At 73.8% G+C, this 23,485-nt stretch carries 20 protein-coding genes; 5 read left to right on the top strand and 15 right to left on the bottom strand.

The window, feature by feature from the left end:
- Positions 1-11 precede the first annotated feature (11 nt).
- From HJC40_RS04480 to HJC40_RS04460, 5 genes are read right to left on the bottom strand one after another with little or no spacing between them, the layout of a single operon-like run.
- Positions 12-1,178, bottom strand: a complete 1,167-nt coding sequence (locus HJC40_RS04480; RefSeq protein WP_249998376.1) for a S9 family peptidase — start codon at positions 1,176-1,178, stop codon at positions 12-14.
- A 10-nt stretch (positions 1,179-1,188) separates the two neighbouring features.
- Entirely contained in the window at positions 1,189-2,166 is a 978-nt protein-coding gene (locus HJC40_RS04475; protein WP_249998374.1) for a fumarylacetoacetate hydrolase family protein, read from the bottom strand.
- On the bottom strand, positions 2,166-3,104 hold the full coding sequence (locus tag HJC40_RS04470) for a VOC family protein (protein WP_249998373.1): 939 nt from the start codon (positions 3,102-3,104) through the stop codon (positions 2,166-2,168). The genes HJC40_RS04475 and HJC40_RS04470 overlap by 1 nt, the downstream gene beginning before the upstream one ends.
- A 16-nt stretch (positions 3,105-3,120) precedes the next feature.
- Entirely contained in the window at positions 3,121-4,251 is a 1,131-nt protein-coding gene (locus HJC40_RS04465; RefSeq protein WP_249998371.1) for an FAD-dependent oxidoreductase, read from the bottom strand.
- Positions 4,252-4,267: 16 nt separating this feature from the next.
- A complete protein-coding gene (locus HJC40_RS04460; RefSeq protein WP_249998370.1) occupies positions 4,268-5,236 on the bottom strand; it encodes a cyclase family protein in 969 nt (322 codons plus the stop codon).
- An 85-nt stretch (positions 5,237-5,321) separates the two neighbouring features.
- Between HJC40_RS04460 and HJC40_RS04455 the strand changes: the two genes are divergently transcribed.
- Together HJC40_RS04455 and HJC40_RS04450 are read left to right on the top strand one after the other, a co-directional pair.
- Complete coding sequence (locus tag HJC40_RS04455) at positions 5,322-6,251, top strand: LysR family transcriptional regulator (protein WP_249998368.1); 930 nt, start codon at positions 5,322-5,324, stop codon at positions 6,249-6,251.
- A 72-nt stretch (positions 6,252-6,323) separates the two neighbouring features.
- Complete coding sequence (locus HJC40_RS04450; RefSeq protein WP_249998367.1) at positions 6,324-7,550, top strand: MFS transporter; 1,227 nt, start codon at positions 6,324-6,326, stop codon at positions 7,548-7,550.
- Between the two features lie 164 nt (positions 7,551-7,714).
- On the opposite strand, the gene HJC40_RS04445 is transcribed toward HJC40_RS04450, so the two are convergent.
- The 3 genes from HJC40_RS04445 to HJC40_RS45080 form a co-directional block, all read right to left on the bottom strand.
- The gene (locus HJC40_RS04445) at positions 7,715-8,638 is read right to left on the bottom strand and encodes an SDR family NAD(P)-dependent oxidoreductase (protein WP_249998366.1); all 924 of its coding nucleotides are present in this window, start codon (positions 8,636-8,638) and stop codon (positions 7,715-7,717) included.
- A gap of 357 nt (positions 8,639-8,995) precedes the next feature.
- Positions 8,996-9,685: a hypothetical protein gene (locus HJC40_RS04440; protein WP_249998365.1), complete on the bottom strand. Its 690-nt coding sequence runs from the start codon at positions 9,683-9,685 to the stop codon at positions 8,996-8,998.
- Positions 9,686-9,906: 221 nt separating this feature from the next.
- On the bottom strand, positions 9,907-12,993 hold the full coding sequence (locus tag HJC40_RS45080; RefSeq protein WP_308200838.1) for a BTAD domain-containing putative transcriptional regulator: 3,087 nt from the start codon (positions 12,991-12,993) through the stop codon (positions 9,907-9,909).
- Between the two features lie 144 nt (positions 12,994-13,137).
- Here HJC40_RS45080 and HJC40_RS04430 point away from each other — a divergent pair, with 144 nt between their 5' ends.
- Positions 13,138-13,479: a hypothetical protein gene (locus HJC40_RS04430; protein WP_249998364.1), complete on the top strand. Its 342-nt coding sequence runs from the start codon at positions 13,138-13,140 to the stop codon at positions 13,477-13,479.
- 3 nt (positions 13,480-13,482) lie between these two features.
- Here HJC40_RS04430 and HJC40_RS04425 read toward each other — a convergent pair whose 3' ends face one another.
- The 3 genes from HJC40_RS04425 to HJC40_RS04415 all read right to left on the bottom strand — a co-directional run bounded on the left by HJC40_RS04425 (position 13,483) and on the right by HJC40_RS04415 (position 17,179).
- The gene (locus tag HJC40_RS04425) at positions 13,483-13,983 is read right to left on the bottom strand and encodes a cupin domain-containing protein (protein WP_249998362.1); all 501 of its coding nucleotides are present in this window, start codon (positions 13,981-13,983) and stop codon (positions 13,483-13,485) included.
- Positions 13,984-14,017: 34 nt separating this feature from the next.
- Positions 14,018-14,962, bottom strand: a complete 945-nt coding sequence (locus tag HJC40_RS04420; RefSeq protein WP_249998361.1) for an NADP-dependent oxidoreductase — start codon at positions 14,960-14,962, stop codon at positions 14,018-14,020.
- A gap of 222 nt (positions 14,963-15,184) precedes the next feature.
- A complete protein-coding gene (locus HJC40_RS04415; RefSeq protein WP_249998360.1) occupies positions 15,185-17,179 on the bottom strand; it encodes an ATP-binding protein in 1,995 nt (664 codons plus the stop codon).
- A 158-nt stretch (positions 17,180-17,337) separates the two neighbouring features.
- Here HJC40_RS04415 and HJC40_RS04410 point away from each other — a divergent pair, with 158 nt between their 5' ends.
- The gene (locus HJC40_RS04410) at positions 17,338-18,264 is read left to right on the top strand and encodes an NADP-dependent oxidoreductase (protein ID WP_249998359.1); all 927 of its coding nucleotides are present in this window, start codon (positions 17,338-17,340) and stop codon (positions 18,262-18,264) included.
- A 32-nt stretch (positions 18,265-18,296) separates the two neighbouring features.
- Here the strand turns inward: HJC40_RS04410 and HJC40_RS04405 are convergent, their stop codons facing one another.
- The 4 genes from HJC40_RS04405 to HJC40_RS04390 all read right to left on the bottom strand — a co-directional run bounded on the left by HJC40_RS04405 (position 18,297) and on the right by HJC40_RS04390 (position 22,710).
- A complete protein-coding gene (locus HJC40_RS04405; protein ID WP_249998358.1) occupies positions 18,297-19,076 on the bottom strand; it encodes an SDR family oxidoreductase in 780 nt (259 codons plus the stop codon).
- Positions 19,073-20,083 carry an NAD(P)-dependent oxidoreductase gene (locus HJC40_RS04400; RefSeq protein ID WP_249998357.1) on the bottom strand — a complete coding sequence of 337 codons (1,011 nt, stop codon included), beginning with the start codon at positions 20,081-20,083 and terminating at the stop codon, positions 19,073-19,075. Before HJC40_RS04400 ends, HJC40_RS04405 begins: the two co-directional genes overlap by 4 nt.
- A gap of 132 nt (positions 20,084-20,215) precedes the next feature.
- Complete coding sequence (locus HJC40_RS04395; protein WP_249998356.1) at positions 20,216-21,793, bottom strand: ABC transporter permease; 1,578 nt, start codon at positions 21,791-21,793, stop codon at positions 20,216-20,218.
- Entirely contained in the window at positions 21,790-22,710 is a 921-nt protein-coding gene (locus tag HJC40_RS04390; protein WP_249998355.1) for an ABC transporter ATP-binding protein, read from the bottom strand. The genes HJC40_RS04395 and HJC40_RS04390 overlap by 4 nt, the downstream gene beginning before the upstream one ends.
- Before the next feature lie 340 nt (positions 22,711-23,050).
- Here HJC40_RS04390 and HJC40_RS04385 point away from each other — a divergent pair, with 340 nt between their 5' ends.
- On the top strand, positions 23,051-23,419 hold the full coding sequence (locus HJC40_RS04385) for a hypothetical protein (RefSeq protein ID WP_249998354.1): 369 nt from the start codon (positions 23,051-23,053) through the stop codon (positions 23,417-23,419).
- The last annotated feature ends 66 nt before the right edge of the window (positions 23,420-23,485 follow it).

The raw sequence follows: 23,485 nt of genomic DNA, 5'->3' as shown, positions 1-23,485 counted from the left end.
CGGTCGATTGCTCACGCCGACGGGAGGCCGGCGAAGGTGTCGGACACCCAGTCGGCGATGAAGGTGCTCACGTACGGCAGGTGGTCGAGGCCGATGTGCTCGGTCGCTCCTTCCTCGGGCGTGAAGACCCGTAGTTCGCGCTTCGGGCTATTGACCGCCTGTTCGTAGGAGCGGTGGGCGTACTCGAGGGGGATCTGCCGGTCGCCGGCGCCGTGGGCGACGAGGAACGGCACGGTGATCTTGTCGACGACGCCGTCGAGGTGGACCGCGTCGGCGAACTCGATGAACTCGCGTACGTCGGTGTGGCCCCAGACCCACAGGACGTGCTCCCAGTAGTGCGGGACGGGACGTTCGCCCTCGCGATCCCGCCGGCGGCGCTGGACGGCGCCCCAGTTGTGGTTGGCGCCCCAGGCCACGCAGAGCGCGAACCGCTTCTCGAAGGCGGCCGCGCGGGGCGCGTAGTAGCCGCCCAGCGACCATCCCACGATGCCGATCCGGGTCGCGTCGACATCGGCGCGTGTCTCCAGCCAGTCGACCGCCGCCCCGGCCCACACCTCGGCGTCGACGCGGGCGGTCAGGCCGCGCAGCCGCAGCGCCTCGCCGGTGCCGGGCTGGTCGAGCATCAGGCAGGAGATGCCGCGGGCGGCCAGCTCGTGCCAGTGGTTCGACGAGTACATGTGCTCCTTGGTGGAGTCGAGCCCGTTGACCAGCACGACCACCGGGGCCGGGCCGGTCGCGGTGGCGGGGGCGGCGCTGAAGTACGCCGGCAGCGACGTCCCCTCGTACGAGATCTCCACGCGGCTGACCCGCGGGCTGTGCGTCGCGAACGCCCTCTGCGCCAGTTCGAGGAGCCGCTGGTAGGAGGGGATGCGGTCCGGGTCGGAGTGGGCCAGCATGCGTTCGGCCTGGGCCAGATAGTTGGTGGCCCGGAAGTACAACTGGCCGGCCGTGCGGGTGTGCCCGGCCTTCTCGGCTTCCTCGGCCTGACCGACGAGCTGATCGGTCAGCGCCGTCCAGGCCCGCAGGAAGTCCCGCGTGCCCGCGTCCTCCCCCGCGTTCGCCGCCTCCTTGATCGGCCGGCAGGCCCGGTCGACCTCGTCGATCAGCCCCCCGGAGTTGAGCGTGGCGACGACGCTCAGGTTCCAGGTGTACGGCCCGCTCGGGAAGTACTCGAACATGGTGGTCCTCTCAGTGTTGCGGCAAGCGCCGGCGAAGACGGGGGCGGGGGCGGGCCGGTCGCACCGGGGGCAGCTCGAGGCCGGGCACCACCCGGTTGCGGATGGTCCCGATGCCCTCGACGGTCATCTCGACGACGTCGCCGGGCTGCAGCGGGGGCGGGTCGACGGCGCCGCGCCGGCCCCAGAGCTCGGCCAGGCAGCCGCCGTTGCCGCACGTGCCCGAGCCGAGGACGTCGCCGGCGCGGACCCGGGTGCCGCGGGACGCGTACGCGATCAGCTCCTCGAACGGCCAGCCCATGTTGGACAGCAGGTCGTGGCCGATCCCGATGCCGTTGACGGCCACCCGCAGGTCCAGGGCGAGGAAGCCGTCGGCGTCCCGGAACGGCTCCAGCTCGTCGGCCGTGACCAGCCACGGGCCGAGCGTGGTGGCCGAGTCCTTGCCCTTGGCCGGGCCCAGGTTGACCTTCATCTCGCGCCGTTGCAGGTCCCGGGCCGACCAGTCGTTGAGGATCGTGTAGCCGAAGACGTGCTCGCGGGCCTGCGCCGGGCTGAGCGAGGCGCCGTCCCGGCCGATCACCACGGCCACCTCGAGCTCGAAGTCGAGCAGCCGGCTGCCCGGGGGCACCGGCACGTCGTCGTGGGCCCCGACCAGCGCGTACGGGTTGGTGAAGTAGAAGGTCGGCGCCTCGTACCACTCCGGGGCCACGCCGGCTCCGTCGCCGACCGAGGCGACGACGCCCTCCACGTGCTCCTCGAAGGCGACGAAATCGCGGACGGTCGGCGGTTCGAGCGGAGGCAGCAGGCGCACCGACGACAGCGGCACCGCCTCACCGGGCAGGGCGGCCGCGCCGGCGTCGAGCGCGGCCGGCAATCCGGCGCGGACGAGGCCGAGCACGGTCGTGCCGTCGGGCAGCGGGTGCAGGCCGGCGTCGCCGACGACACCGGCGCGCACCGCCCCGCCCGGCCCGGCGTACGAGGCGAACCGCATCAGACCGGCGGAGCCTGGAACAGGCCCTTGTCAGGGTCGTTGAACGACCGCTGGGCGACGAACTCGTTCATGGCGTTCGCGGTCCCCCACTGGTCGCTGACCCCGGGGTCGCTGAAGTCGTAGAGGTGCGGGTGCCAGGTGTCCTCGTCGATCTCCTCGAGCTCGGTGGTGTATTCCATGGTGTTGCCGTTGGGGTCGAGGAAGTAGCTGAAGGTGTTGTTGCCGGCCAGGTGCCGGCCGGGGCCCCAGATCTTCTCCACCCCGGCCCGCAGCACCCGGCCGGTGCCGCGCATGTACTCGTCCAGGCCGCGCAGCTCGAAGCTCGCGTGGTGCAGGGACGGGTGCGGTCCGCGGGCGATGGCCATGCTGTGGTGCCAGGCGTTGACCCGCATGAACCACATCATCTCGCCCATCCGCGGGTGCATGAGCGTGTCCGACAGGGCGAAGGCGAGGTGCTTCTCGTAGAAGGCGCGGGTGCCCTCGGGGTCGGCCGAATTGACGACGACGTGCGACAGGCGCACCGGGACGGACTCGCCCGCCTCGATGCCGCGGTGCCGGCGCACGGCCACGTCGGCGGAGATCTCCACCGTACGGCCCTCGTTGTCGAAAAAGCGGAAGCCGTACCCGCCGCCCGGGGTCTGCAGGGTGCCCGGCTCGGTCACCAGCTCGACCCCGTCGGCGGCCACCCGGGCGGCCAGGGTGTCGACGTCGGCCGGGGTCGCGGCGCCGAAGGCGATCAGGTCGATGCGCTTGTCGGCGGACTCGCGCAGCCGGACGACGTACTGCTCGGGGCTGCCCTCGGCGGCCAGGAAGGTCAAGCCGGAGTCGGTGTGCTCGGGCTTGAGCCCCCAAGTGTGGGTGTAGAAGTCGAGCTGCTTGGCGTAGTCGGGCACGGCCAGATCAACGTGCCGCAGATGGGTGATGAGTCGCTGGGTCATGGAAGTCTCCTGGGAGTCAGGCGGGCCGGCTGACGAGGGCGGCGATGCTCCGCATGAGCCCGGGCACGTCGCCCCGCTCGTGGTCGAGCAGCCACCGGCCGAGCTGGTTGGAGGCGTCGACCACGGTGCGGGCCCGGTCGACGCGGCGGGCGTGGAAGGCGTCCCACAGGTCCTGGTCGAGGGTGTCCCGGTCGATCAGCAACTCGCTCAGCACCGCGGCGTCCTCGAGCGCCTGGGCGCCGCCCTGGGCCAGGGTGGGCGGGCAGGAGTGGGCGGCGTCGCCGATCAGCACGACCCGGCCGCGGTTCCACGGCGCGGGCAGCAGGTGGGTCTCGAACCAGGTGTAGTTGACCTGGCCGGGGTCGTCGAGGCGCTCGCGGATCTCGTCCCACGGCCCGTGGTAGGCCCCGGCCAGGCCCCGCATGGTGGCCAGCCGCTGGTCCGGGGTCAGGGTGGAGCGGTCCTGGGCGGCCTCCACGACGTACGCGTAGAGGGTGCTCTCGCCGGTCGGGCAGTAGCCGGCGATGAAGCTGGGGCCGCCGTAGTACAGATCGGTGCGGGTCACGCTCGCGGGCCGCGGGCCGAACGCCCGCCAGATGCCCATGCCGGTCGACCGGGTCTCCAGCTCGATGCCGAGCATGCGGCGCGTCCACGACCGGATGCCGTCGGCCCCGACCACCAGGTCGTAACGGCCGGCCGAGCCGTCGGCGAAGGACACGTCGACCCCGTCCGCGTCGGCCGACAGCGTCGTGCTGGTGGTGCCGAAGCGGACCTTGACGCCGGCCTCGACCGCCCGGTCGACGAGGATGCGGGCCAGCTCGGGCCGGGGCATGCCGAGCGCGGCGGGCAGGTCGGGGCCGCCGGTCCGGGCGTCCGGGATCTCGGCCACGACCGTCCCGTGCGGGTCGGGGGCGCGGATGCCGGTGACGTCGAAGGCGTACCCGTGCTCGCGCACCCGGTCCCAGACGCCCAGGGTGCGCAGCTCCCGCAAGGCGTTGCCCTGCAACGTGATGCCGGAACCGAGGACGGCGAGGTCGGGCTTGATCTCGACCAGCTCGACGGCGACGCCCCGGGCGGCGAGCCGGATGGCGGTCGCGGTCCCGGCCAGGCCGCTGCCGACCACGAGGACGGTGTTCACGGCGGGCATGTGAGGGGTCCCTTCGTCACTTGACGGCTATGGGGTTGACCGGCGCGCCCACTGCCCCGGTCACGGGCAGCGGGGCGGCGGTGAGCCAGAAGTCGTACCGGCCGTCGGCGGCGCAGTCGGCGGCCAGGGCGTCCAGGTCCCACATCTCGCCGATGAACAGCCCGATGTGCGGGATGGCCACCTGGTGCAGGGGCTGGAAGGCGTCGTCGAACTCGTTCGGCCGCACCTCGAAGCCCCAGGTGTCGGTGGCGATCGCGGCGATCTCGGTGTCGTGCAGCCAATCCGCGGTGGTGAACGACAGGCCCGGCGCGGGGCCGCCCGCGTAGTCGCCCCAGCCTTCCCGGCGGGCCCGGGCCAGCCGGCCGGTGCGGACCAGCAGCAGGTCGCCCCGGCCGACGCGGGCCGACCCGCCCTGGGCGGCGATGGTGGCGGCCAGGTGCTCGGCCGTGATCGAGAAGCCGTCGGGCAGCTCGCCGCCGGGGCCGAGCGCGCGGCCCACGTCGAGCAGCACGCCGCGACCGGCGACGGGGGCGGCCGCGTGCTCGATGCCGGTGACCAGGTCGCCCTCGCTGGTCACCACGTCGCCGGCCCGGCGGCCGTTCCAGGCGGTGCCGTGGTCGAAGATGTGCCCCAGGCCGTCCCACTGGGTCGAGGCCTGCAACGGCATGAAGATGACGTCGTCGGCGCCGCCCAGCCCGTGCGGGAAGCCCTGCCCGCGTTCGGCGTCCAGTCCGGTGTCGAGCATCGTGTGCACCGGGTTGGTGCGTCGCCGCCAGCCCTTCTGCGGCCCGTCGGCGTCGAACGACTGGGCCAGCGAGAAGCTGACGCCGCGCCGGACGAGCCCGGCGCCCTCGACCCGTTTGGCCTCGTCGAGGAAGTTGAGCGTGCCCAGGACGTCGTCGTCGCCCCAGCGGCCCCAGTTGGAGCAGCGCTTCGCCGCGGCGGCGACGGCGCCGGCCGGATCGGCCCGGTCCAGTTCTCGCATGGCCACCACGGTCCGCCAACCATGACGGTCCCGGGAAGACGAGATTTCTGATGTGGGTCATCAACGGCGTGGATACGCTGGCCCGGTGAACCTGGCCGCGCTCGACCTGAACCTGCTCGTCGCGCTGGACGCGCTCCTGACGCAGCGCAGCGTCACCCGCGCGGCCACCCAGATGGGCCTCAGCCAGCCCGCCCTGTCGGCGTCCCTGGCCCGGCTGCGCCGGCACTTCGACGACGAACTGCTGACCCGGGTGGGCAACGATTATCGGCTGACGCCGCTGGCCGTGCAGCTCCGCGACCGTACGCAGGTGGCGCTGTCCAGTGTGGAGCGCGTGTTCACCGCCCAGCAGGACTTCGACGCGGCCTCCTCCACCCGCGAGTTCTCCATGCTGGTCAGCGACTACATGGTCACCCTGATCGGGGACACCGTCGCCCGGCTGCTCGCGCAGGAGGCGCCGCACAGCCGGCTGCGCTTCATCCCGAACACCCCGGAGCGGGTCGACCGGGCCGCCCAGACCCTGCTGAGCACCGACCTTCTGGTGCTGCCGCACGGCTTCGTCACCGACCTGTCGCATCTCGACCTCTACCGCGACGAATGGGTGTGTGTGGTGTCGGCCGACAACAGCGCGGTCGGCCCGCAGCTGTCGCTGACCGACCTCGAGACGATGCCCTGGGTGCTGTCGTACCACGGCCCCACCGCCTCCACCCCGGCCGGACGCCAGATGCGGATGCTCGGCGTCGAACCGCACGTGCAGGTCGTCACCGAGAACTTCCTGACCGTGCCCGGCCTGGTCGCCGGCAGCGAGCGCATCGCCCTGCTGCAGCGGCGGCTGGTCGAGCTGCTGCCGCTCAACAGCGGGATCCGGGCCCTGCCGCCGCCGTTCGACGCCGCGCCGCTGATCGAGGCGATGTGGTGGCATCCCACCTATGACGACGACCCCGGCCACCGCTATCTGCGCGACCTGATCGTGCGGGCCACGGCCATCAGTCTGGTGGATATCGCTGGTCAGAACTAGTGATTTCCGTTGTCCGGAGCCCGGGCCGACACTCGGCGCAGTGACGCCGATCACCGACCTCCGGAGATGCCCGTGTCGAAGTTCCCAGCCCCCGACCGCCCAGCCCCCGATCGCTCAGCCGAGGACCGCCCGGCCGGACCGCTCCAGGCCTCCATCCTGCTGCTGGCCAGCTGTCTGTCGGTGCTCGGCTCCGTGCTGCTGGCCCCGGTGCTCCCGCGCATCGAGGACGCCTTCGCCGGCACGCCCGGCGTCGGCACCCTGACCCCCGTGGTGCTGACCGCGCCCGCGCTGATGATCGGACTGACCGCGGTGGTGGCCGGCCGCGTGGTCGACCGGCTGGGCCGCAAGCGGCTGCTGGTCGGCGCGCTGATCGCGTACGCATTCGTCGGCACCGCGCCGCTCTGGCTGGACTCGCTGCCGATGATCGTGGCCAGCCGGGTGCTGGTCGGCCTGACCGAGGCCGCGATCATGACGTGCTGCACCACCCTGCTGGCCGACTACTTCCACGGCCGCGATCGCGACCGCTACTTCGGCTTGCAGGTCGTCTGCACCACGATCGCCGCCACCGTCTTCTTCGGGCTGGGCGGCGCGCTGGGCGCGCAGAGCTGGCGGGCGCCCTTCTGGCTGTACGCGGTGAGCCTCCCGCTGGCGCTGCTGGCGGCCCGCTATCTGTGGCAGCCGGCCGCGCGGCCCCGCACCGCGACCGCCCTGCCCCCGCTGCCGTGGTCGCGCCTGGCCGCGCCGATCACCGTCACCCTGATCGGCGGCCTCGTCTTCTACGTGCTGATCGTCGAACTGTCGTTCAAGCTCGACGACATCGGCGTCACCTCGACCGCCACCATCGGCCTGGTCAGCGCGATCGCGTCGCTGGGCACGGCCGCCGGCGCCTTCCTGTTCTCCCGGCTGGTGCGCCTGGGCGCCACGACGACGGCCGCGCTGGCCTTCGCCGTCTCGGGCGCCGGTCTGCTCGGCCTGAGTCTCGCCCCCTCGGTGCCGACGGTGGTCCTCGTCGCCGTGGTCACCGGCTTCGGCAACGGCCTGCTGCTGCCCTCGCTGCTGACCTGGGCCCTCGGGCCGCTCACGTTCGAGCAGCGCGGGCGGGGCACCGGGGTGTGGACGTCGGCGCTGTTCCTGGGTCAGTTCCTCTGCCCGCTGATCGTGCTGGGTCTCAGCGGCGCGCTGTCCGGCCTGGACGCGGCCCTGCTCGTCCTCGGTGTCGTCGGGCTCGTGGCCGGTCTGGTCGTCCGCGTCCTCCGCGCCGGGCCGAGCCCCCGGACCGACGTCCGGGCCGCGGGCTGACCGCCCCACGGTCTGCTCAGCCTCGGACCGACGTCCGGACCGCGGAATGACCGCCCCCACGGTCTGCTCAGCCTCGGACCGACGTCCGGACCGCGGAATGACCGGCCCGCGGTCTGCTCAACCCGGACCGACGTCCGAAGCGCGGAATGACCGCCACGGTCCGGTCACCCCCGGCCCAGGCCGACGGCTGCGGCCGAGACCGCCCAGAGGCGCTCGGCGTTCTCCGGGTCCAGGGAGTACGGCGCGACGCTACGCACGAGTTCCTCGACGTCGGCGGGTCGCCGGTCGGTGGGCTGGGCCTCCTGGTTGTCGTTGAAGTAGCGCCCGCCGATGCCCTCCAGCTGCGGCGAGACGGCCAGCAGGACCGACGTGGAGGCGCCCTGTGCGGTGGTCTTCTGCAGATCGGCCGGGGTGGCCAGCTTGCCGCCCACGTGGCGCTGCAACGGAGTGGCGATGGCGCCGGGGTTGGCCGCGTTCACCGTGATGCCGTCGTCGCGCCAGCGCGCGGTGGCGGCCACGGCAAACAGGTTCACCGCGGTTTTCGACTGCGCGTAGGCGAGCGTGGCGTCGTACGGGCGGAACTTGAAGTTGATGTCGTCGAAGACGACCGGCGAGAACAGGTGAGCGGACGAGCTGAGGCTGACCACCCGGGCCCCGCCCGCGGCCGCGAGTGCCGGACGCAGTCGCGTGGTGAGGGCGAAGTGACCGAGGTGGTTGGTCGCGAACTGGAACTCCCAGCCCCGGGGGTCGGGGGTGAGCGACGGCAGCGCCATCACCCCCGCGTTGTTGATCAGCAGGTCCAACGGGCCCTCCCAGCCGGCGGCGAACGCGGTGATCGACGCGTGGTCGGTCAGCTCCAGCGGCCGCACCTCGACGCCCCGGCCGATCTCGTCGGCCACCTTGCGGCCGCGCTCGACGTCGCGCACCGCCAGCGTCACCGACGCGCCGCGCCGGGCCAGCGTGCGGGCCGTCTCGACGCCGATGCCGGAGGCCCCGCCGGTGACGACGGCCCGCCGGCCGGTCAGGTCGATGCCCTCGGAGACCTCGTCGGCCGTCGACGTGGCCCCGTACGGCGTGGTGATGCGCATGGTCTTCTCCTGACGCAGTGCTGCGGATCCGGCTCCGTCGTGGATCGCCGAGCCGCACGACGGCCGCCGGGATCGCCTGCTGAGCCGCAGGTCAACCGTGAGGCTCGCAGGAGGAGCGGCCGGACACCATCGGGTCGGCCGGAATCCCGGTCCGGCCGGCCCGATCGCGTCGCGTTCGCCGCCGGACCGGTGCCGGCTGTTTCGTGGTGGGAACCGCGTCGCGTTCGTCGCCGGACCGGTGCCGGCTGTTTCGTGGTGGGAACCGGGCACCGGCGTGGCCCAGCCGTCGCCTGCCCGCACCGCAACTCGACCCCCAGCACGAAACAGGCGCTGACCTCGAGACGCGCCGATGCGCCGTCACGACCGAAACCCGGTGGCGCGGAGCCAGGAGTCCTCGGCCGCGTAGTCGAACCAGTCGGCCGCCGAGCCGGAGCCGACGCCGGGCGGCGTCCAGGCGGGGTCGTGAGCGGCCCGGTCGAGCATCGACCGGACCGCCTCGGTGACCGTGGTGGCGTAGTCGCCCACCGGCCGGTATCCCAGGGACTCCGCGGCACTGGTGTCCAGGACGATCGGCGGGCGGCGATCCCACGGGTGCCGCCCCAGGCGCGGCGGGGCGTCCTCGTCGAGCAGCACCTCGCGCCGGCGGTGACCGGTCAGCGCGGCGATCGTGCGGGAGATCGTCAAGCCGTCGGGGGCGTCGGGGTCCGCGATGTTGAGGATGCGGCGCCCCGGCTGCTCCGCCACGGTCTCGGCGAGCGCGGCGACATTGGCCGCCGCCGACGGATGATCCGCGCCCCGGCCGTGACCGGCCAGCAGCAGGACCTCCCGGCGGTCCAGGGCCCGCTTCACGAAGTACGACTCCCGGGGCGGGGTGGCGCCTTCACCGTGCACCTTGGACGGACGCAGCACCGTCACCGGCCACCCGCTGTCGAGGAGCGTCTGCTCGGCCGCGACCTTGTTGGGGCCGTACCCGTGGGGTGAGTCGAAGGGCAGGTCGCCCGGCTTCAGGGTCGGTTGCTGCTCGGTCGCCCGCCAGGCCCGCGGCATCGTCGCGTTCGACCGGCCGGAACCGCACGCCGGCGGCTCCCAGATCGGCGGGCATCCGGGCCGGGTCCCGGCCGGTGACCGTGACCTGCCAACCGGCCGGGACGAGCCGGCGCGCCACGGCCCGGCCGATCAACCCCGTACCGCCGACGATCACCGCGGACCGCATCATCGACCTCCCTGTCTCCCCTGCCGTCGTCCTTCGCCGGGGTGCGTTGCCGGGATCATCGGGGGTCGAGGCGGCTGCGCAGGCGTACGGCGATGGCGGTTTCGGTGCGGTCGATGAGTCGCGCCGCGCTGGTCCGGGTGGTCTCGGCGGCCCGGGCGTCCCCGGCGGCGTGCTGCGCCTCGGCCAGGGCGACGAGGGCCTTGGCCTCGTACACCAGGCTGCCGATGGCCCGGAACCTCCCGGCCGCCTCGCGCAGGAGCTCCGCGGCCCGCGCGTGATCGTGCCGGACGGTCGCCACTTCGGCCCGGGCGGTCAGCGCGTGCCCCTCGGCGAGCGCGTCGCCGGCTGTCCCGGCGCGTTCCAGGGCGGCGTCCAGCAGCGCGCCGGCGGTCTCGGCGCGTTCCAGGGCGGCGTCGAGCAGCGCGCCGGCGGTCCCGGTGGCCTCGTCCACGAGCTCGGCCCGGGCCTGTTCGACCAGGATGTGGGCCTCGCCCGAGGTGTCGCCGGCCGCCCGGGCGACCGCGAAAGCCTCCCGCAGGACGTCGAGGGCGGCCGCGCGGTCGCCGGCCTGCAGATGTGCCTGGCCCGTCCGGTACAGCACCTGGGCCAGCACCCGCGGCTTGCGGGCGGCCCGGGCCGGACCGATCGCCTCGGCCAGCAGCGCCTGCGCGGTGGCCGTCTCACCGTGCAGCAGGTGGATCGCGGCCACGATCTGCTGGATATACGCGACCTCGCCGTCGTGCCGCAGTGCCCGGGTCGTCTCCAGGGACCGGGTGAACAGCCGCACCGCCGTGGTGGTCCGGCCGTGCAGGTAGGCGGCGAAGGCCTGGGCCCGGACGGCCACGGCGACGCCCGGCTGATCGTCCAGCTCCCGGAAGAGGGTCTCGGCCCGGGTGAGGTCGCGCAGCGCGCCGTCGTAGTCGTGCACGGCGGCCACGTCGGCGCGCAGGGTGAACAGCATCGCGGCCTCGCCTCGCCGGTCGCCGGTCCGCCGGGCCGCGTCAAGGGCGGCGGTCAGCACGGCCTGGGTGTCGTCGTGGTAGGCGCGCAGGCTCAGGAACGGCTGGACGGCCAGGGCCAGGCCGTGGCCGAGCTCGGACAGCGCGGCCGCCGAGGCCTGGCGCACCGCGGCCACGATGCCCGGGCGTTCGCGTTCCAGCCAGGCCATCGGGTCGGCGGTCACGGCGTCGAGCAGCACCGGCGGCGGCGACCAGCTCGGTGTCCGCTCCCAGCCGGACAGCATCTCGGCCGCCATCTCGGGCCCGGTGGCGGCCCGGGTCAGTGCGAGCACCGCGTCGAGCATGCGGACGAGCGCGGCCCGGGCGATGCCGGGCGGCTCGTCGGCGGCCAGGCGCCCGCGGGCGAAACCGCGTACCAGGTCATGGAAACGGTATTGGGTGAGCAGGCCGTGACCGGGCAGGATCGGCTGGACGAGTTGCGTGTCGACCAGCTCGTCGAGCGACTCCTGAGCCGCGTCGGACGAGGTGCCGAGCAGAGCCGCGGCGGTCCAGCCGGAGAAGGCGTGCGCGTCCGGGATGGCCAGCAGGCGGAACAGTCGCCGGGCCGGTTCGCTGAGCGCGTCGTGGTTGAGGCTGATGCTGGCCCGGATGGCCATCCCGCCGTGCACGAGCTCGTCCAGCCGGCGCTCCTCGTCGACCAGCCGCACGGCCATCTGCTGGACCGTCCAGTGCGGCCGCAGGGCGAGCCGGGCCCCGGCGATGCGCAACGCCAGGGGCAGATAGCCACACTGTTCGGCCAGGGTGCGGGCGACGGCGGTCTCCTGGCCGACCCGGTCGGCGCCGACCACCCGGCCCAGCAGTTCCAGCGACTGCTCGGGGGAGAACCGTCCGAGCTCCACGGTGGCCGCGGCCAGCCCGGCCAGCCGGCGCCGGCTGGTGATCAGGACCCCGCAGGACGTGCTGCCCGGCAGCAGCGGCAGGACGTCCTGCTCACTGCCGACGTCGTCGAGCACGATCAGGGCCCGCCGGTCGGCCAGCAGACTGCGGAACAGCCCGGCCCGTTCGTCGGCGCCGCTCGGGACGTCGCCGCCGTGAACTCCGAGCAGGCGCAGGAAGCGCTCGAGGATCGCGCCCGCGTCGACCGGGTGCGGGCCCCCGGCGTGCAGGCCGGCGAAGAGCTGACCGTCGGGGAACCGGTCGGCCAGCTCGTGGGCGGCCTGCACGGCGAGCGTCGTCTTGCCCATGCCGGCCCGGCCGGCGATCGCCACGATGGGTACGGCGAGCCGGCCTCCGTCGCGGTCCGCGCCCAGAGCGGCCCGGATCGTGGCCAGGTCGGCGTCGCGGCCGGTGAAGTCGGCGACGGTGGCCGGCAGGGTTCTAGGCACCGGCGCCGGCACCGGCGCCGGCGGCCGGGGTTTCGGCACAGCGGCGCTCGGCGCCGGGCGGCGCAGCACGTCCAGATAGGCGGCGGTCAGCACCGGTGAGGGGTCGGCCCCGAGCTCGTCGGCCAGCGTCTGTCGCGCGTCGGCGTACGCGGCCAGCGCCTCGGCCGGACGTCCGGCCCGGGCCAGCGCGGTGACGAGCTGGGCCCGCAGCCGCTCGCGCAGCGCGTGCCCGGCCACCAGCTCGAGCAGCTCGGGCACGAGCGCTCCGGCGTCACCGCGCCGCAGGTCGGCCTCGATGCGGTCCTCCAGGGCGGTGACCCGAAGCTCCTCCAGCCGGACGACGAGCGGCCCGGCGAACGACGCCGCGCCCACGTCGGCCAGCGCGGGCCCGCGCCACAGGGTCAACGCCTCTCGCAGCACCGCGGCGGCCCGGTTGTCGTCACCGGCGTCCAGCGCGCCGCGCCCGGCCCGGGCCAGCCGCTCGAACCGGTGCACGTCGACGTCGTCCGGGGCGCCGCCGAAGCGGTAGCCGACCGGGTCGGGCGCCACCGCGTCACCGACCAGCCCGCGGAGCCGGGTCACCTGCGACCGCAGGGCGTTGACGGCGCCGTCCGGAGGCCGTTCCCCGTACACGCCGTCGATGAGCCGCTCGACGGTGACGGCCTGGCCGGCGTTGGCCAGCAGCAGGGCGAACAGCGCCCGCAACCGGGGGCCTCCGATCGGCACCACCCGGCCGTCGGCGGACCGGGCCAGGGTCGGGCCGAGGATGCCGAACCGTACCGGAGCGCTGACTGTCACTGCTGCATTGTCGCCACCGACCGCGGCCCGTGCCCACCCCGTGCCCGGTTCGTGCTCGACCGGTGCCGGGGCCGCCGCAGGGTGGGGCCACGACCCGCCGCCGGACGTCCCGGCCCGGCGAACCCGATCATCAGGGAGACGCCCATGCGACCCTCGGCCCGCCGGCTCGCCACGTTCGTCCCGATCACCGTCGCCGGTGTTCTGCTGTACCTGCTGGTCCCGCTGGCCGCGACCGGGAAGGTCACCGGCCCCGTGGTCCTGGGCCGGCCGGTCGTGTGGCTCAGCCTGCAACTGCTCAGCTGGGCCACCCTGGCCGCCACGCTCGCCGTCGTCCTGCTGGAACGCCGGCGGCACTCGGCCGACCAGATCCGCCTGGCCGACGAGGCCGAGCGGGTCGATCGGAGCATCCGGGACTGCGCCGTCACGTTCGACCGCTACCGCGCCATCCTGGAGGCCGGGAAGAACCACGACCGCAGTGACCGGTGAGGATCAGAGGAATTCGCTGCGATAGGTCGCGGCCAGGTCGGCGGCGCGGCGGCGCTGGTCGGCGCGTTCCTCGTCGGACAGCTGGGGCGGCGGCGCGTCCCAACCGGCCACGGTGGTGCCGATCCGCTGGAAGTACTCGTCCTGGCCGGCGGGGGTGCACATGCACAGCATGCGGGCCGGTGCGCCGGAGACGTTGCGGAAGAAGTGCGGGGCGTTGGCCGGGATGTTGACCGTGGACCCGGCCGGCACGACGTGCTTCTCACCGCGGAAGGTGAACTCGATCTCGCCTTCGAGGATGGTGAACATCTCTTCGAAGTCGTGCCGGTGCGGCGGCGGGCCACCCCCGTCGGGCACCCGCATGTCGATGAGGCAGTAGCGGCCGTCGGTCTGCTCACCGGTGATCAACATCGCGTACGTGTTGCCGACCAGGGACACGAAGGTCGTCGCCGGGTCATCGGGGTCGGCCACGGTCAGCGACCGGGCCGGGTCGTCGTCGGGAATCATCGCGGGCCTTTCTTCGACGTGGTGGGAGGTTGTCTCAGGCCGCGACGGTCACGGTGATCTTGCCGCTCGGCAGATCGCCGGTGGCCGCCCGGGCGTGCAGGGCCGGCAGGTCGGCCAGCTTGACCCGCTCGGCGATGTCGATGCGCAGCCGGCCGGCGTCGACCTGGCCGACCAGCTGAGCCAGTTGACCGGTGTCGCTGCGGACGTACAGGTCGATGCCCTTGACGCCGCGCTTCTCGTCGGCGGGCGCGGGCATCCACACCGTGGTGTTGACCAGGGTGCCGCCGTCGCGGATCAGCGCGACAAGAGCGCCGAGCCGGGCCGGGTCGATCGGGGCGAGGTTGAGGACGACGTCGACCGGCTCGGTGACGGCGGTCGTGACCTCGGTGGTGGTGTGGTCGATGACCTCGTCGGCGCCCAGTTCCCGGACGCGGCGGGCGCTGCCCGGGCCGGCCGTGGCGATGACGTGGGCGCCGGCGTTCGCGGCCAGCTGGACGGCGTAGCCGCCGACCGCTCCCCCGGCTCCGTTGATCAGGATGCGCTGCCCGGCGGTGAGCTCGGCGTGCTCGAACAGCGCCTGCCAGGCGGTCAGGCCGACCGCCGGCAGCGCGGCGGCGTCGGCGAGCGGAACAGTCGTGGGCGCGGCGGTCAGGACGTCGGCGGGGGCGATCACGTACTCGGCCGCCGCGCCGGGCCCGGCCATGGGCAGGAAGCCGATCACCTGGTCACCGATCGCGACGCTGTCGACGTCCGCGCCGAGCGCGTCGACCGTGCCGGCCACGTCGAAGCCCGGGGTGTGCGGCAGCCCGACCGGGATCGGTCCCTGCATCCGGCCGCCGCGGATGTTCGCGTCGACGCCGTTCAAGCTGGTCGCGGCCACCCGCAGCCGCACCTGTCCGGCGCCGGGAACGGGCTGGTCAGCATCCTCGTAGCGCAGAACCTCGGGACCGCCGAACTCGTGGAAGCGCACTGCCTTCATCACAAACCTCACTTCTCAATTTGCTTCGAGTTCGAAGCTCTTTCCGACCATACCCGTGCTCCGAATTCGAAGCAAGAGTTGGACGTGTGACCCGGCGGACACGTGGCGCCCGTCCGCTCGACCACCCTGCGCCGGACCGCTGCCCGCGCGCCAGCGTGTGCGGTGCTCAGAGATGTCCACCGGTGCTCATGATCCGCTCCGTCATCGCCGCGGAGGGGCCGATCAGGTCATCCGGCGCAGCAGTTCCTCGATGAGCAGCTGCCTGGCCGAGGCGAGCCGGCGGCGGTAGGTGCCGTAGGGCAGACCCAGCCGGCGGGCGGCCGCCTGGTGGGTGCGCGTGGCCGTGACGTACGTGGCGGTGAGCGTCTCGTGCGCCTTCACCCCGGCCGGGTCGACCGGCAGCGCGTCGAGCGCGGCCAGGAGGGCGCCGCGCAGTTCGGCCATGGGGTCGGCCGCACCCGGGGGCACCAGACGCGAGCGCAGCAGCACATTGGTCGCGAACTCGCGGGGAGCGTGCCACGTGCGCAGGGCCTCGACCACGGCCGCTTCGAACGCGGGACGGGGCAGGGCGTCGGTCGAGACGGCGCCGGGCCACCCGGCCGCGGGCACGATCCCCGTGCGGGCCCGGTCCCGCACCCACTGCTCCACCGGCTGCCGCCGCCAGTCCCGGCCGAAGACGTGCTGCTCACGCCGGCCGGCTTCGGCCGTCACGACCTCCCGCAACCCGGCGCTGCCGAGGTAGGCCCGGACCCGCTCGGCGTTCTCCACGACCACGAAACTCATCGCGCGTCCGCGAGCGGTCAGGTCGGCGGCGACCGCCCGCCGGCCGATGAGATCCAGGAACGGCGAGGGCTGCCCGCCGCGACCCGGCTGCACGGCGAAGCGCCGGACACTCAGATGCTCGCCCGGCGCCAGAGGAGCGACCGTCTCGACGAAATCCCACAGGGCGGCGATGACCGGGTCGGCCGCCCGGTCCTCGGCGAGTGGCGCCTCGAGCCGCAGGAACGCCACGAACGCGGCCGGCGCCGGGGAGTCCGCGTAGCGGTAGACCCGGAAGTCCCCGGGCCGGCGGCGTACCCAGTGCTCGACCGCGGCCGCCGTGTCCGGGCCCTCCGACTCCCGCGCCAGGCCCAGCACGGCGGGCACGTCGGCGGGCCACAAGGGGGTGTCCTCGACGTGCGGGTGCGGCCGCCAGTCGTACTGGTCGTCCGGGCCGCAGTCGTCGCGGAAGAGGAACTGCCACTCGGCGACCCGCATCAGCGCGTCGTCCTCCGGAGCGCGTCGCGCCGCGTCCAGGCCGGCGACCGAGACCTGGACGCGCACGTCCTCGTAGCGCTCGGGATCGCGCCAGCGCAGGTCGGCCGCCAGCGTGGACCGGACCGCATCGTGCGGATACAGCCCCTCGGGGCCGGCCTCGACGTAGGGCAGCCGGCGCAGCCACGGGAACACCAGGGCGGCGTCCTGTTCGCCCAGCACCGCGCGCAGCAGCGACTCGCGGGTGACGTACGCCTGGGCGAGGACCTCGAGGGCCCGCCGGTGGACCGGGCCGGGCAGGTCACCCACCAGCCGCTCGACCAGGGTGGTCAGCACCTCGCCGGTCGGCTCCCACGGCGCCCCCGCGGCAACCACCGAGGCGGCGAGCGAGAGCGCGAGCGGGCTCCCGCCGGCGAAGGCCACCAGGGCGTCGCGGCGGTCGGCCGGCACCCCGCGGGCGGCGAGCAACGTGCCCGCCCGGGCCGCGTCGAGCGGCCGCACCGTCAGGTCGGCGAACAGGGGCGCCCAGCCGGGATCCAGCGACCATTCGACGTCCGGGGCGGCCCGCCCGGCCAGCACGACGCGCGCTCCCTCAGCGAGCCGGGGCAGAAAGGTGTCCCGCAGCCAGGCCTCGAGCGGCCGGCACTGCTCGAAGGTGTCGAGGAGCAGGACGCCGGGCTCGACGCACACCAGAGCCGCGGCCTCCTCGACACGGCGCGGATCCTCGTCGAGGTACCGGCCGTCGAGGCGCACGACACGACGACCGGCCAGCTCGGCCTGCCGACCGGCGTAGCGCAGCAACCAGGATTTGCCGATGCCACCGGGGCCGTGAAGGTAGGCGACCACCGGGGCGCCCGCCGCACCCGACACCATCCGGTCCAGAACAGCGCGCTCTGCCTCCCGGCCCACCAGCGCGTCGGCTCGCGCCTCGGCCAGCCGGCCCTCCAGTCCCCTGGTACCCACGCCTCGCCCCTCTCGTCCCGATCATCGTCCCCCGCCGCCGGGAACCGGGAACCGCAGGCCGCCCTGCCGCTGCGACCGTGACGTGGGCCACCGCATGTTGCCTCTCACGTCAGCGTGAGCTTTTACCGTCGTGGTGTCAGCACACGAGGAGGACACACATGAGCCGCGCTTTCGGATACCACGCCTTCGGCGGTCCGGAGACCCACACGTACTTCGATCGGCCCGATCCTCGACCGCAGGAGGGGGAAGTGCTGGTCAGGCTGCGGGCGGCCGGGGTGGCCCGCCTCGACAGCGTGCTCCGGTCGGGAGCGATGTCGGCGATGAACGGTCACCTTCCGTTCCCCCACGTGATGGGCATGGAGGCCGCCGGCGACGTGCTCGCGGTCGGCCCCGGGGTCACCGATCTCGAGGTGGGTGACGCGGTGTTCGGCTTCGCGTTCAGCGGCAGCGGCTCCTACGCCGAGACCACGGTTCTGCCGACGGCCAACACGGCCCGCAAACCCGAGCAGCTTCCGTACGAGTGGGCGGCGGCGATTCCCGTGTCGGGCACCACGGCCCTGGACGTCATCGACGGGCTCGGCCTGCCGGCCGGCGCGACGGTCCTCGTCAACGGTGTCGGCGGAAGCACTGGCCTGGTCACCGCCCAGCTCGCGCAGTCCCGCGGCTTCAAGGTGATCGGCACGGGCAGCGACGGCAAGCGGGCGGTCGCCGAGTCGCTCGGCGTCACCTTCGTCAGCTACACCGCCGGCGATGTGGCCGGCCAGGTCCGCTCGTGGGCCCCGGACGGCGTGGACGGCGTGGTCGACCTGGTCGGCGGCGACTCGATGCGCTCGGTCGCCGGGCTGGTCAAGGACCCGCGTCACCTGATCTCGGCGGTCGACGCGGCGGTGGCCGACCTGGGCGGTCAGTTCGTGGCCCGCCGCCTCGACCGCACCGGCCTGGAGACGGTCGCCGCGCTGATGGCGGCGGGAACGCTCGATCCGCACATCACCCGCGCGTACCCCCTCGACCAGGCCGCCGACGCCGTGGCCGCGGTCGACAGCGGCCACACCACCGGCAAGCTGGTCATCACCTTCCCGGCCTGAGCACCGGGCGCATCGCCCGACCGGCCGGCCGGTCAGGCGGTGCGGTACCGGGAAGCCAGCTCGGGGCTCTGCCCGTTGAACGCGGCCACCTCCGCGGTGAACACCGCGTTCAACAGGCTCGCGTCTTCGACGCCCGGCGCCACCACGACCTCGCCGAGCTCCAGCCCGCGCAGGCTGGCCGTCACGACGTCGTCGGCGCTCATCCGCCGGACCGCGCTGAGATCCATGCCTTGGCGCTCGTGGAACTCGGTGGCCACCACACCGGGGCACAGCACCTGCACCTGGACCCCGGTGCCCTCCAGCTCGGCGGCCAGCGTCTGGGACATGGCCACCGCGAACGCCAGACCACCGGCGTAGACGGCGCGCCGGGGCATCACCGAACTGGGCGCCGGGCCGCTGAACGCGATCATGCCGGCCACGGTGATGATCGCGCCCTCGCCGCGGGCCTGCATGCCGCCGACGACGGCCCGGGTCAGCATCGTCGGCGCCACGACCTTGACGTGGGCCAGCTCGCGGGCCTTGTCCGCCGGCAGCTCGGCCAGCGGCATGTAGTGCGCGACACCGGCGTTGTTGATCAGCAGGGTGATGTCCTCGGTCGCGCACACCTGGGCGACCGCGTCGATCCCCTCGTCGGTGGACAGGTCGGCGGCGATACCCCGCACGGACACCTCGGGATGAGCGGCGGCGAACTCCTTCAGCCGCTCCTCCCGGCGTCCGACGATGATCAGGTCATAGCCCTGTCCGGCCAGCCGTTCCGCGAACGCCCGGCCGATGCCCGACGTGGCCCCGGTGACCAGTGCCAGCTTGCTCATGATCGTTCTTCTCTCTGCTTCGGATCCAACGATGAGAAACCGCCTGCGGACTCAGTTGTCCGCGGCGGGCGGCCGGCGGCGGTCAGCGGCAGGCTGTCCACCAGAGCCGGCAGTCCGCGGGCGCCCTCGTGGGCGCGCGCCACCACCGCGCCGGCGTCCAGGCCGGCCTCGTCCATGGCCGACGCGAACAGATCGACGTCCAGGTCCTCCACGGCGGCCAGATGCCGGACGGTGGCCGGGTTGACCATCTCGCCCAGCAACGTCAGCGCCCGGCTGCTGCCGCTGCCCGCCCGCAGCGCCTCGACCAGACGGTCGGGGTCGGTGCCGCCGGCCGAGGCCAGCCGCACCACCTCGCCGATCGCCGCCTGGTTGAGGCTGAGCAGGACGTTGTTGAACAGTTTGGCCGTCTGCCCGGAGCCGACCGGCCCCATCGGCACGATGTGGCCGGCGAACGAGGCGAAAACCGCCCGGCAACGCTCGACCGCCTCATCGGCCCCACCGGCCAGGACGGTCAGCGAGCGCGCCTCGGCCGCGGGCCGGCCGCCGCTGACCGGCGCGTCGACGTACCCGACACCCGCCGCGGCGCAGACCTCGGCCAGGTGCCGGCTGCCGGCCGGGGTGCCCGTCCCATGGTTGACGACGATGGTTCCCGGCCGTGCGCCGGCGAGCAGGCCGCCGGACCCGGCGATGCCGTCGCCGAGCAGGCTCAGCAGGTCGTCGTCGGTGCTGACGCAGACCGCGATGATGTCGCAGGCGGCGGCCAGCGCGGCCGGGGTGGGATGCACGGTGGCTCGCGCAGGGCCATCCGGGCCGTTGCCCGAGGCGCTGCTGAGGCGCTCGAGCGACGCCGGGCGACGGGCCCAGACGTGCAGGGCGAAGCCGGCCCGGGCGATGGCCAGCGCCATCGGCAGTCCCTGGTCGCCCAGCCCGATGAACCCCACGACGGGGTCCCGGCCCGGGAGTCCCCCGGCCCCGGGCGGGGACGAGGGGGATGCGTCGACCGTCATGGGTCCTCCTGTCGTGACCGTCGCCGGCCGCCGATCAGGCCGGACGGCCGTACCGGACAACAGTCGCGCGCCCAGGCCCGGCCCGGCAGGGCCGAGTTTTTCCTGGTACTGCGATTCCCAGGCTCCGGCCCCTCAGTAGCCGAGGTCGCGCCGCCGCAGCCCCGAGTAACCGCCCGCGAGTCCCACGATCGCGACCAGGCCGAGGACGATGATCGGGGTGACGGTGAACGCTTCGGTCGGCACCGCCGGCGTGTGGGCGAACGGTGACGCCCGCTGAGCCCAGCCCGGCAGACCGAACGAGTCCGCGAACAGCTGGACGACCGCGCAGTAGCCCACCGCCGCCCAGGCCAGCGCGGCCGCCACCCGGGGCAGCCAGCCGACCGCGAGCACGGCCACGCCGACGATGAGCCAGACCGCGGGCAGGTAGGTCAGCGCCACACCGATCACGCGGGGCACCTGGCCGGGGTCGGAGACGGTCACCGCGTACGCCGCTCCCTCGCCGAGCCCGATCGCGAGCAGCACCACGGCGGTGCCGGCCAGGGCGACGCTGAGGTGCCCGGCCAGCCAGGTGAGGCGGCTGGTCCGGGTGGCCAGGACGGACTCGGCCCGGCCGGAGAGCTCCTCGGCCCGCACCCGCAGCACGCTCGTGACCCCGTAGGCGGAGGCGATCAGCGCCGACAGGCTGACGGTCAGCGACAGGTACGCGTCGACGATGCCGGCCGCGCCGCCGGGCAGGAACTCGGCGATCTCCGGGTTGTCGGCGACGTACTGCTCGATGCTGTTGCCGATCGAACCGTAGGCCGCCCCGAGCAGGGCGAGCCCGGCGACCCAGCCGATCAGCGCGCTGCGTTGCAGGCGCCAGGCCAGCCCGTACGCGTTGCCGAGGGCCCGGGAAGCGGCGGGCCGCCCGGGGCGGGCGGCGACCAGACCGGCGCCGAAGTCACGACGTTCCAGCAGCACGACCGCGGTCGCCACCAGGAGCGCGGTCGCGGCCAGCGGCAGCAGCAACGGCCACCACCGGTCGTCGACGTACGGGTAGGTGCGCTGTCCCCACCCGATCGGCGACAGCCAGGACAGCGTCCCGTCGCCGGCGTCACCGGCGGCGCGCAGGGCGTACGCCGCACCGAGGGCGAACCCCACGCTGCCGTACACCGCCCGGGTGCTCTCGAAGAACTGCGCGGCCACCGCGGTGAGCGCCGCGAAGGTCAGCCCGGTCGCGGCGACCGCGGCCCCGAGCAGCACCGACCCACCGGCCGGGAGCCCGGTGCCGATGGCCACGGCGGCGACCAGCGCCCCGGCGGCGACGTCGGCCACCGCGGCCGAAGCGATCGCCGCGGCCAGCGGCGCCCGCCGGCCCACCCGCGCGGAGCGGATCAGCTCGGCCCGCCCGGCCTCCTCGTCGGCGCGGGTCTGCCGGCCGACCAGGAACATGTTCATCAGTCCGACGACGATGGCCAGGAAGCCGAAGATCTCGAACACGACCTCCCCGCCGATCGTCTCGAGCAGCCGGGTGGGCCCGCTCAGGGCCACCACCGCCGTGTTGCCGCCGATCGTCTCGCGCAGCCGGGCCAGGTCGTCGGCCGTGTCGTACAGGCTCTGGCTCTGCGTGGACTGGACCAGCATGAGCAGGGTCACACCCAGCAGCCACCAGGGCAGGCTCCGGCGTTCCCGGCGCAGCATGAAGCGCAGCAGGCCGATCGTGCCGGTCATGACGCGACCCGGGCATCGTCGGCCGCGTCGCCGTAGTGCCGCAGGAACATCTCCTCCAGCGTCGGCGGGGTGCTGGTCAGGCTGCGGACGCCGAGCGGAGCCAACCGGCGGATCACGGCGTCGAGCTCGGCGGTCTCCACGTCGAACCGGGCGATGCGGCCGTCCAGCACGGTGTCGTACACGCCGGGCAACGCGTCGATCCCGGTCAGCGGGTCCGTCGTCTCCACCGTGATCGACGTACGGGTGAGATGGCGCAGCTCCCGCAGGGTGCCGGACTCGACCGTACGGCCGAGCCGCACGATGCTGACCCGGTCGCACAGCGCCTCGACCTCGCCCAGGATGTGGCTGGACAGCAGCACGGTGCGCCCCTCCCGTCGTACGTCTTGGATGCACTGCTGGAAGACGGACTCCATGAGCGGGTCGAGGCCGGAGGTGGGCTCGTCGAGCAGCAGCAGCTCGGCATCCGAGGCCAGGGCGGCGATCAGCGCGACCTTCTGCCGGTTGCCCTTCGAGTAGGTGCGAGCCTTCTTGCGCGGATCGAGGTCGAACCGCTCCACCAGCTCGTCGCGGCGGCGCCGGTCGGTCCCTCCCCGCATCCGGCCGAGCAGGTCGATGACCTCGCCGCCGGTGATACCCGGCCACAGCGTGACGTCACCGGGCACGTACGCCATCCGGCCGTGCAGGGCGACCGCGTCGTGCCACGGGTCGCCACCCAGCAGGCGGACGGCGCCGGCGTCGGCCCGCAGCAGCCCGAGCAGGACGCGGATGGTGGTGGTCTTGCCGCTGCCGTTCGGGCCGAGGAAGCCGTGCACCTCACCGGTGGCCACGGTCAGGTCGAGCCCGTCGAGCGCTTTGGCGCGGCCGTACGACTTGCTGAGGGCGGAGATGGAGATGGCGGTGCCGTCGGACGTGGTCATCGGAACTCCTCGACAGAGCCGGCGCCCGGGAACAGGGGCGCGCGAGGGGAAGCGATGCGGCACGGCGGATCGGGGCCGTTCATGAAGCCTCCATGGCGAAAGAATCGCCGACCAGGCTTCCCGGCACTCCGAGGGTGAGCGTACGCCTGTCCGTCCACTTGCGGCAGACCCTCCGGGCGACACGCTTCGGCCCGGCACGGCAGTGCGCGTCAACAGGGCGTCAACATCGGCGGACCCGGCGTATCGGACGCGTCAACAGCCCTGGAGACGGGACGGACGGCGCGCTCTCATGGAGGGCGAGGCCGGCTCGAGTCCGGCGACGGCAAGTGAGGGAGCCACGGTGCGTACAGGGCCGGACAAGAACTCGATGCTCGGGTTCGGGACAGCGGGGGGATGCGTCGCTGTCGTGGTGGCGGCGCTGGGGGCGGCGGCGCTCACCGGGCCGCAGGAGCTGGCGACGCGCCTGCTGATCCTGGCCGTGACCGCGGGCGTTCTGGCCCGGTTCCTGGCCGACTGGCGGGCCGGCGCCGCGGTGACCGTCTTCGCCGCGCTGACCTTCGTCGGATTTCTCGCCCACCAGCAGGGCGATCTTGTCAGCGACGTCTCGCCGTGGCCGTACACCGTGCTCATCGGCTTCGCGGCGGTGCTCGGGCGGGGCCAGCGGTGGATGCACGAGCCGCCCCGGGCGGCCGGTCTGCCACGCCGGTGACGGTGGTGCGATCCTCGGCACGCTGCGATGAGGCCGCCCTTCCAGTAGGGTAAACCGCGGTGTGCC

Source organism: Actinoplanes sp. M2I2, assembly GCF_023544445.1.
Taxonomy (GTDB): domain Bacteria; phylum Actinomycetota; class Actinomycetes; order Mycobacteriales; family Micromonosporaceae; genus Actinoplanes.
The sequence above is the reverse complement of the archived record's forward strand: the minus strand, read 5'-3'. Positions and strand labels throughout refer to the sequence as shown.

Excerpts from the sequence above, each read along its gene's own strand:
- HJC40_RS04480 (WP_249998376.1), bottom strand. The coding sequence starts at position 1,178 with ATGTTCGAGTACTTCCCGAGCGGGCCGTACACCTGGAACCTGAGCGTC.
- HJC40_RS04475 (WP_249998374.1), bottom strand. The coding sequence starts at position 2,166 with ATGCGGTTCGCCTCGTACGCCGGGCCGGGCGGGGCGGTGCGCGCCGGT.
- HJC40_RS04470 (WP_249998373.1), bottom strand. The coding sequence starts at position 3,104 with ATGACCCAGCGACTCATCACCCATCTGCGGCACGTTGATCTGGCCGTG.
- HJC40_RS04465 (WP_249998371.1), bottom strand. The coding sequence starts at position 4,251 with ATGCCCGCCGTGAACACCGTCCTCGTGGTCGGCAGCGGCCTGGCCGGG.
- HJC40_RS04460 (WP_249998370.1), bottom strand. The coding sequence starts at position 5,236 with ATGCGAGAACTGGACCGGGCCGATCCGGCCGGCGCCGTCGCCGCCGCG.
- HJC40_RS04445 (WP_249998366.1), bottom strand. The coding sequence starts at position 8,638 with ATGCGCATCACCACGCCGTACGGGGCCACGTCGACGGCCGACGAGGTC.
- HJC40_RS04440 (WP_249998365.1), bottom strand. The coding sequence starts at position 9,685 with ATGCCGCGGGCCTGGCGGGCGACCGAGCAGCAACCGACCCTGAAGCCG.
- HJC40_RS04430 (WP_249998364.1), top strand. The coding sequence starts at position 13,138 with ATGCGACCCTCGGCCCGCCGGCTCGCCACGTTCGTCCCGATCACCGTC.
- HJC40_RS04425 (WP_249998362.1), bottom strand. The coding sequence starts at position 13,983 with ATGATTCCCGACGACGACCCGGCCCGGTCGCTGACCGTGGCCGACCCC.
- HJC40_RS04420 (WP_249998361.1), bottom strand. The coding sequence starts at position 14,962 with ATGAAGGCAGTGCGCTTCCACGAGTTCGGCGGTCCCGAGGTTCTGCGC.
- HJC40_RS04410 (WP_249998359.1), top strand. The coding sequence starts at position 17,338 with ATGAGCCGCGCTTTCGGATACCACGCCTTCGGCGGTCCGGAGACCCAC.
- HJC40_RS04405 (WP_249998358.1), bottom strand. The coding sequence starts at position 19,076 with ATGAGCAAGCTGGCACTGGTCACCGGGGCCACGTCGGGCATCGGCCGG.
- HJC40_RS04400 (WP_249998357.1), bottom strand. The coding sequence starts at position 20,083 with ATGACGGTCGACGCATCCCCCTCGTCCCCGCCCGGGGCCGGGGGACTC.
- HJC40_RS04395 (WP_249998356.1), bottom strand. The coding sequence starts at position 21,793 with ATGACCGGCACGATCGGCCTGCTGCGCTTCATGCTGCGCCGGGAACGC.
- HJC40_RS04390 (WP_249998355.1), bottom strand. The coding sequence starts at position 22,710 with ATGACCACGTCCGACGGCACCGCCATCTCCATCTCCGCCCTCAGCAAG.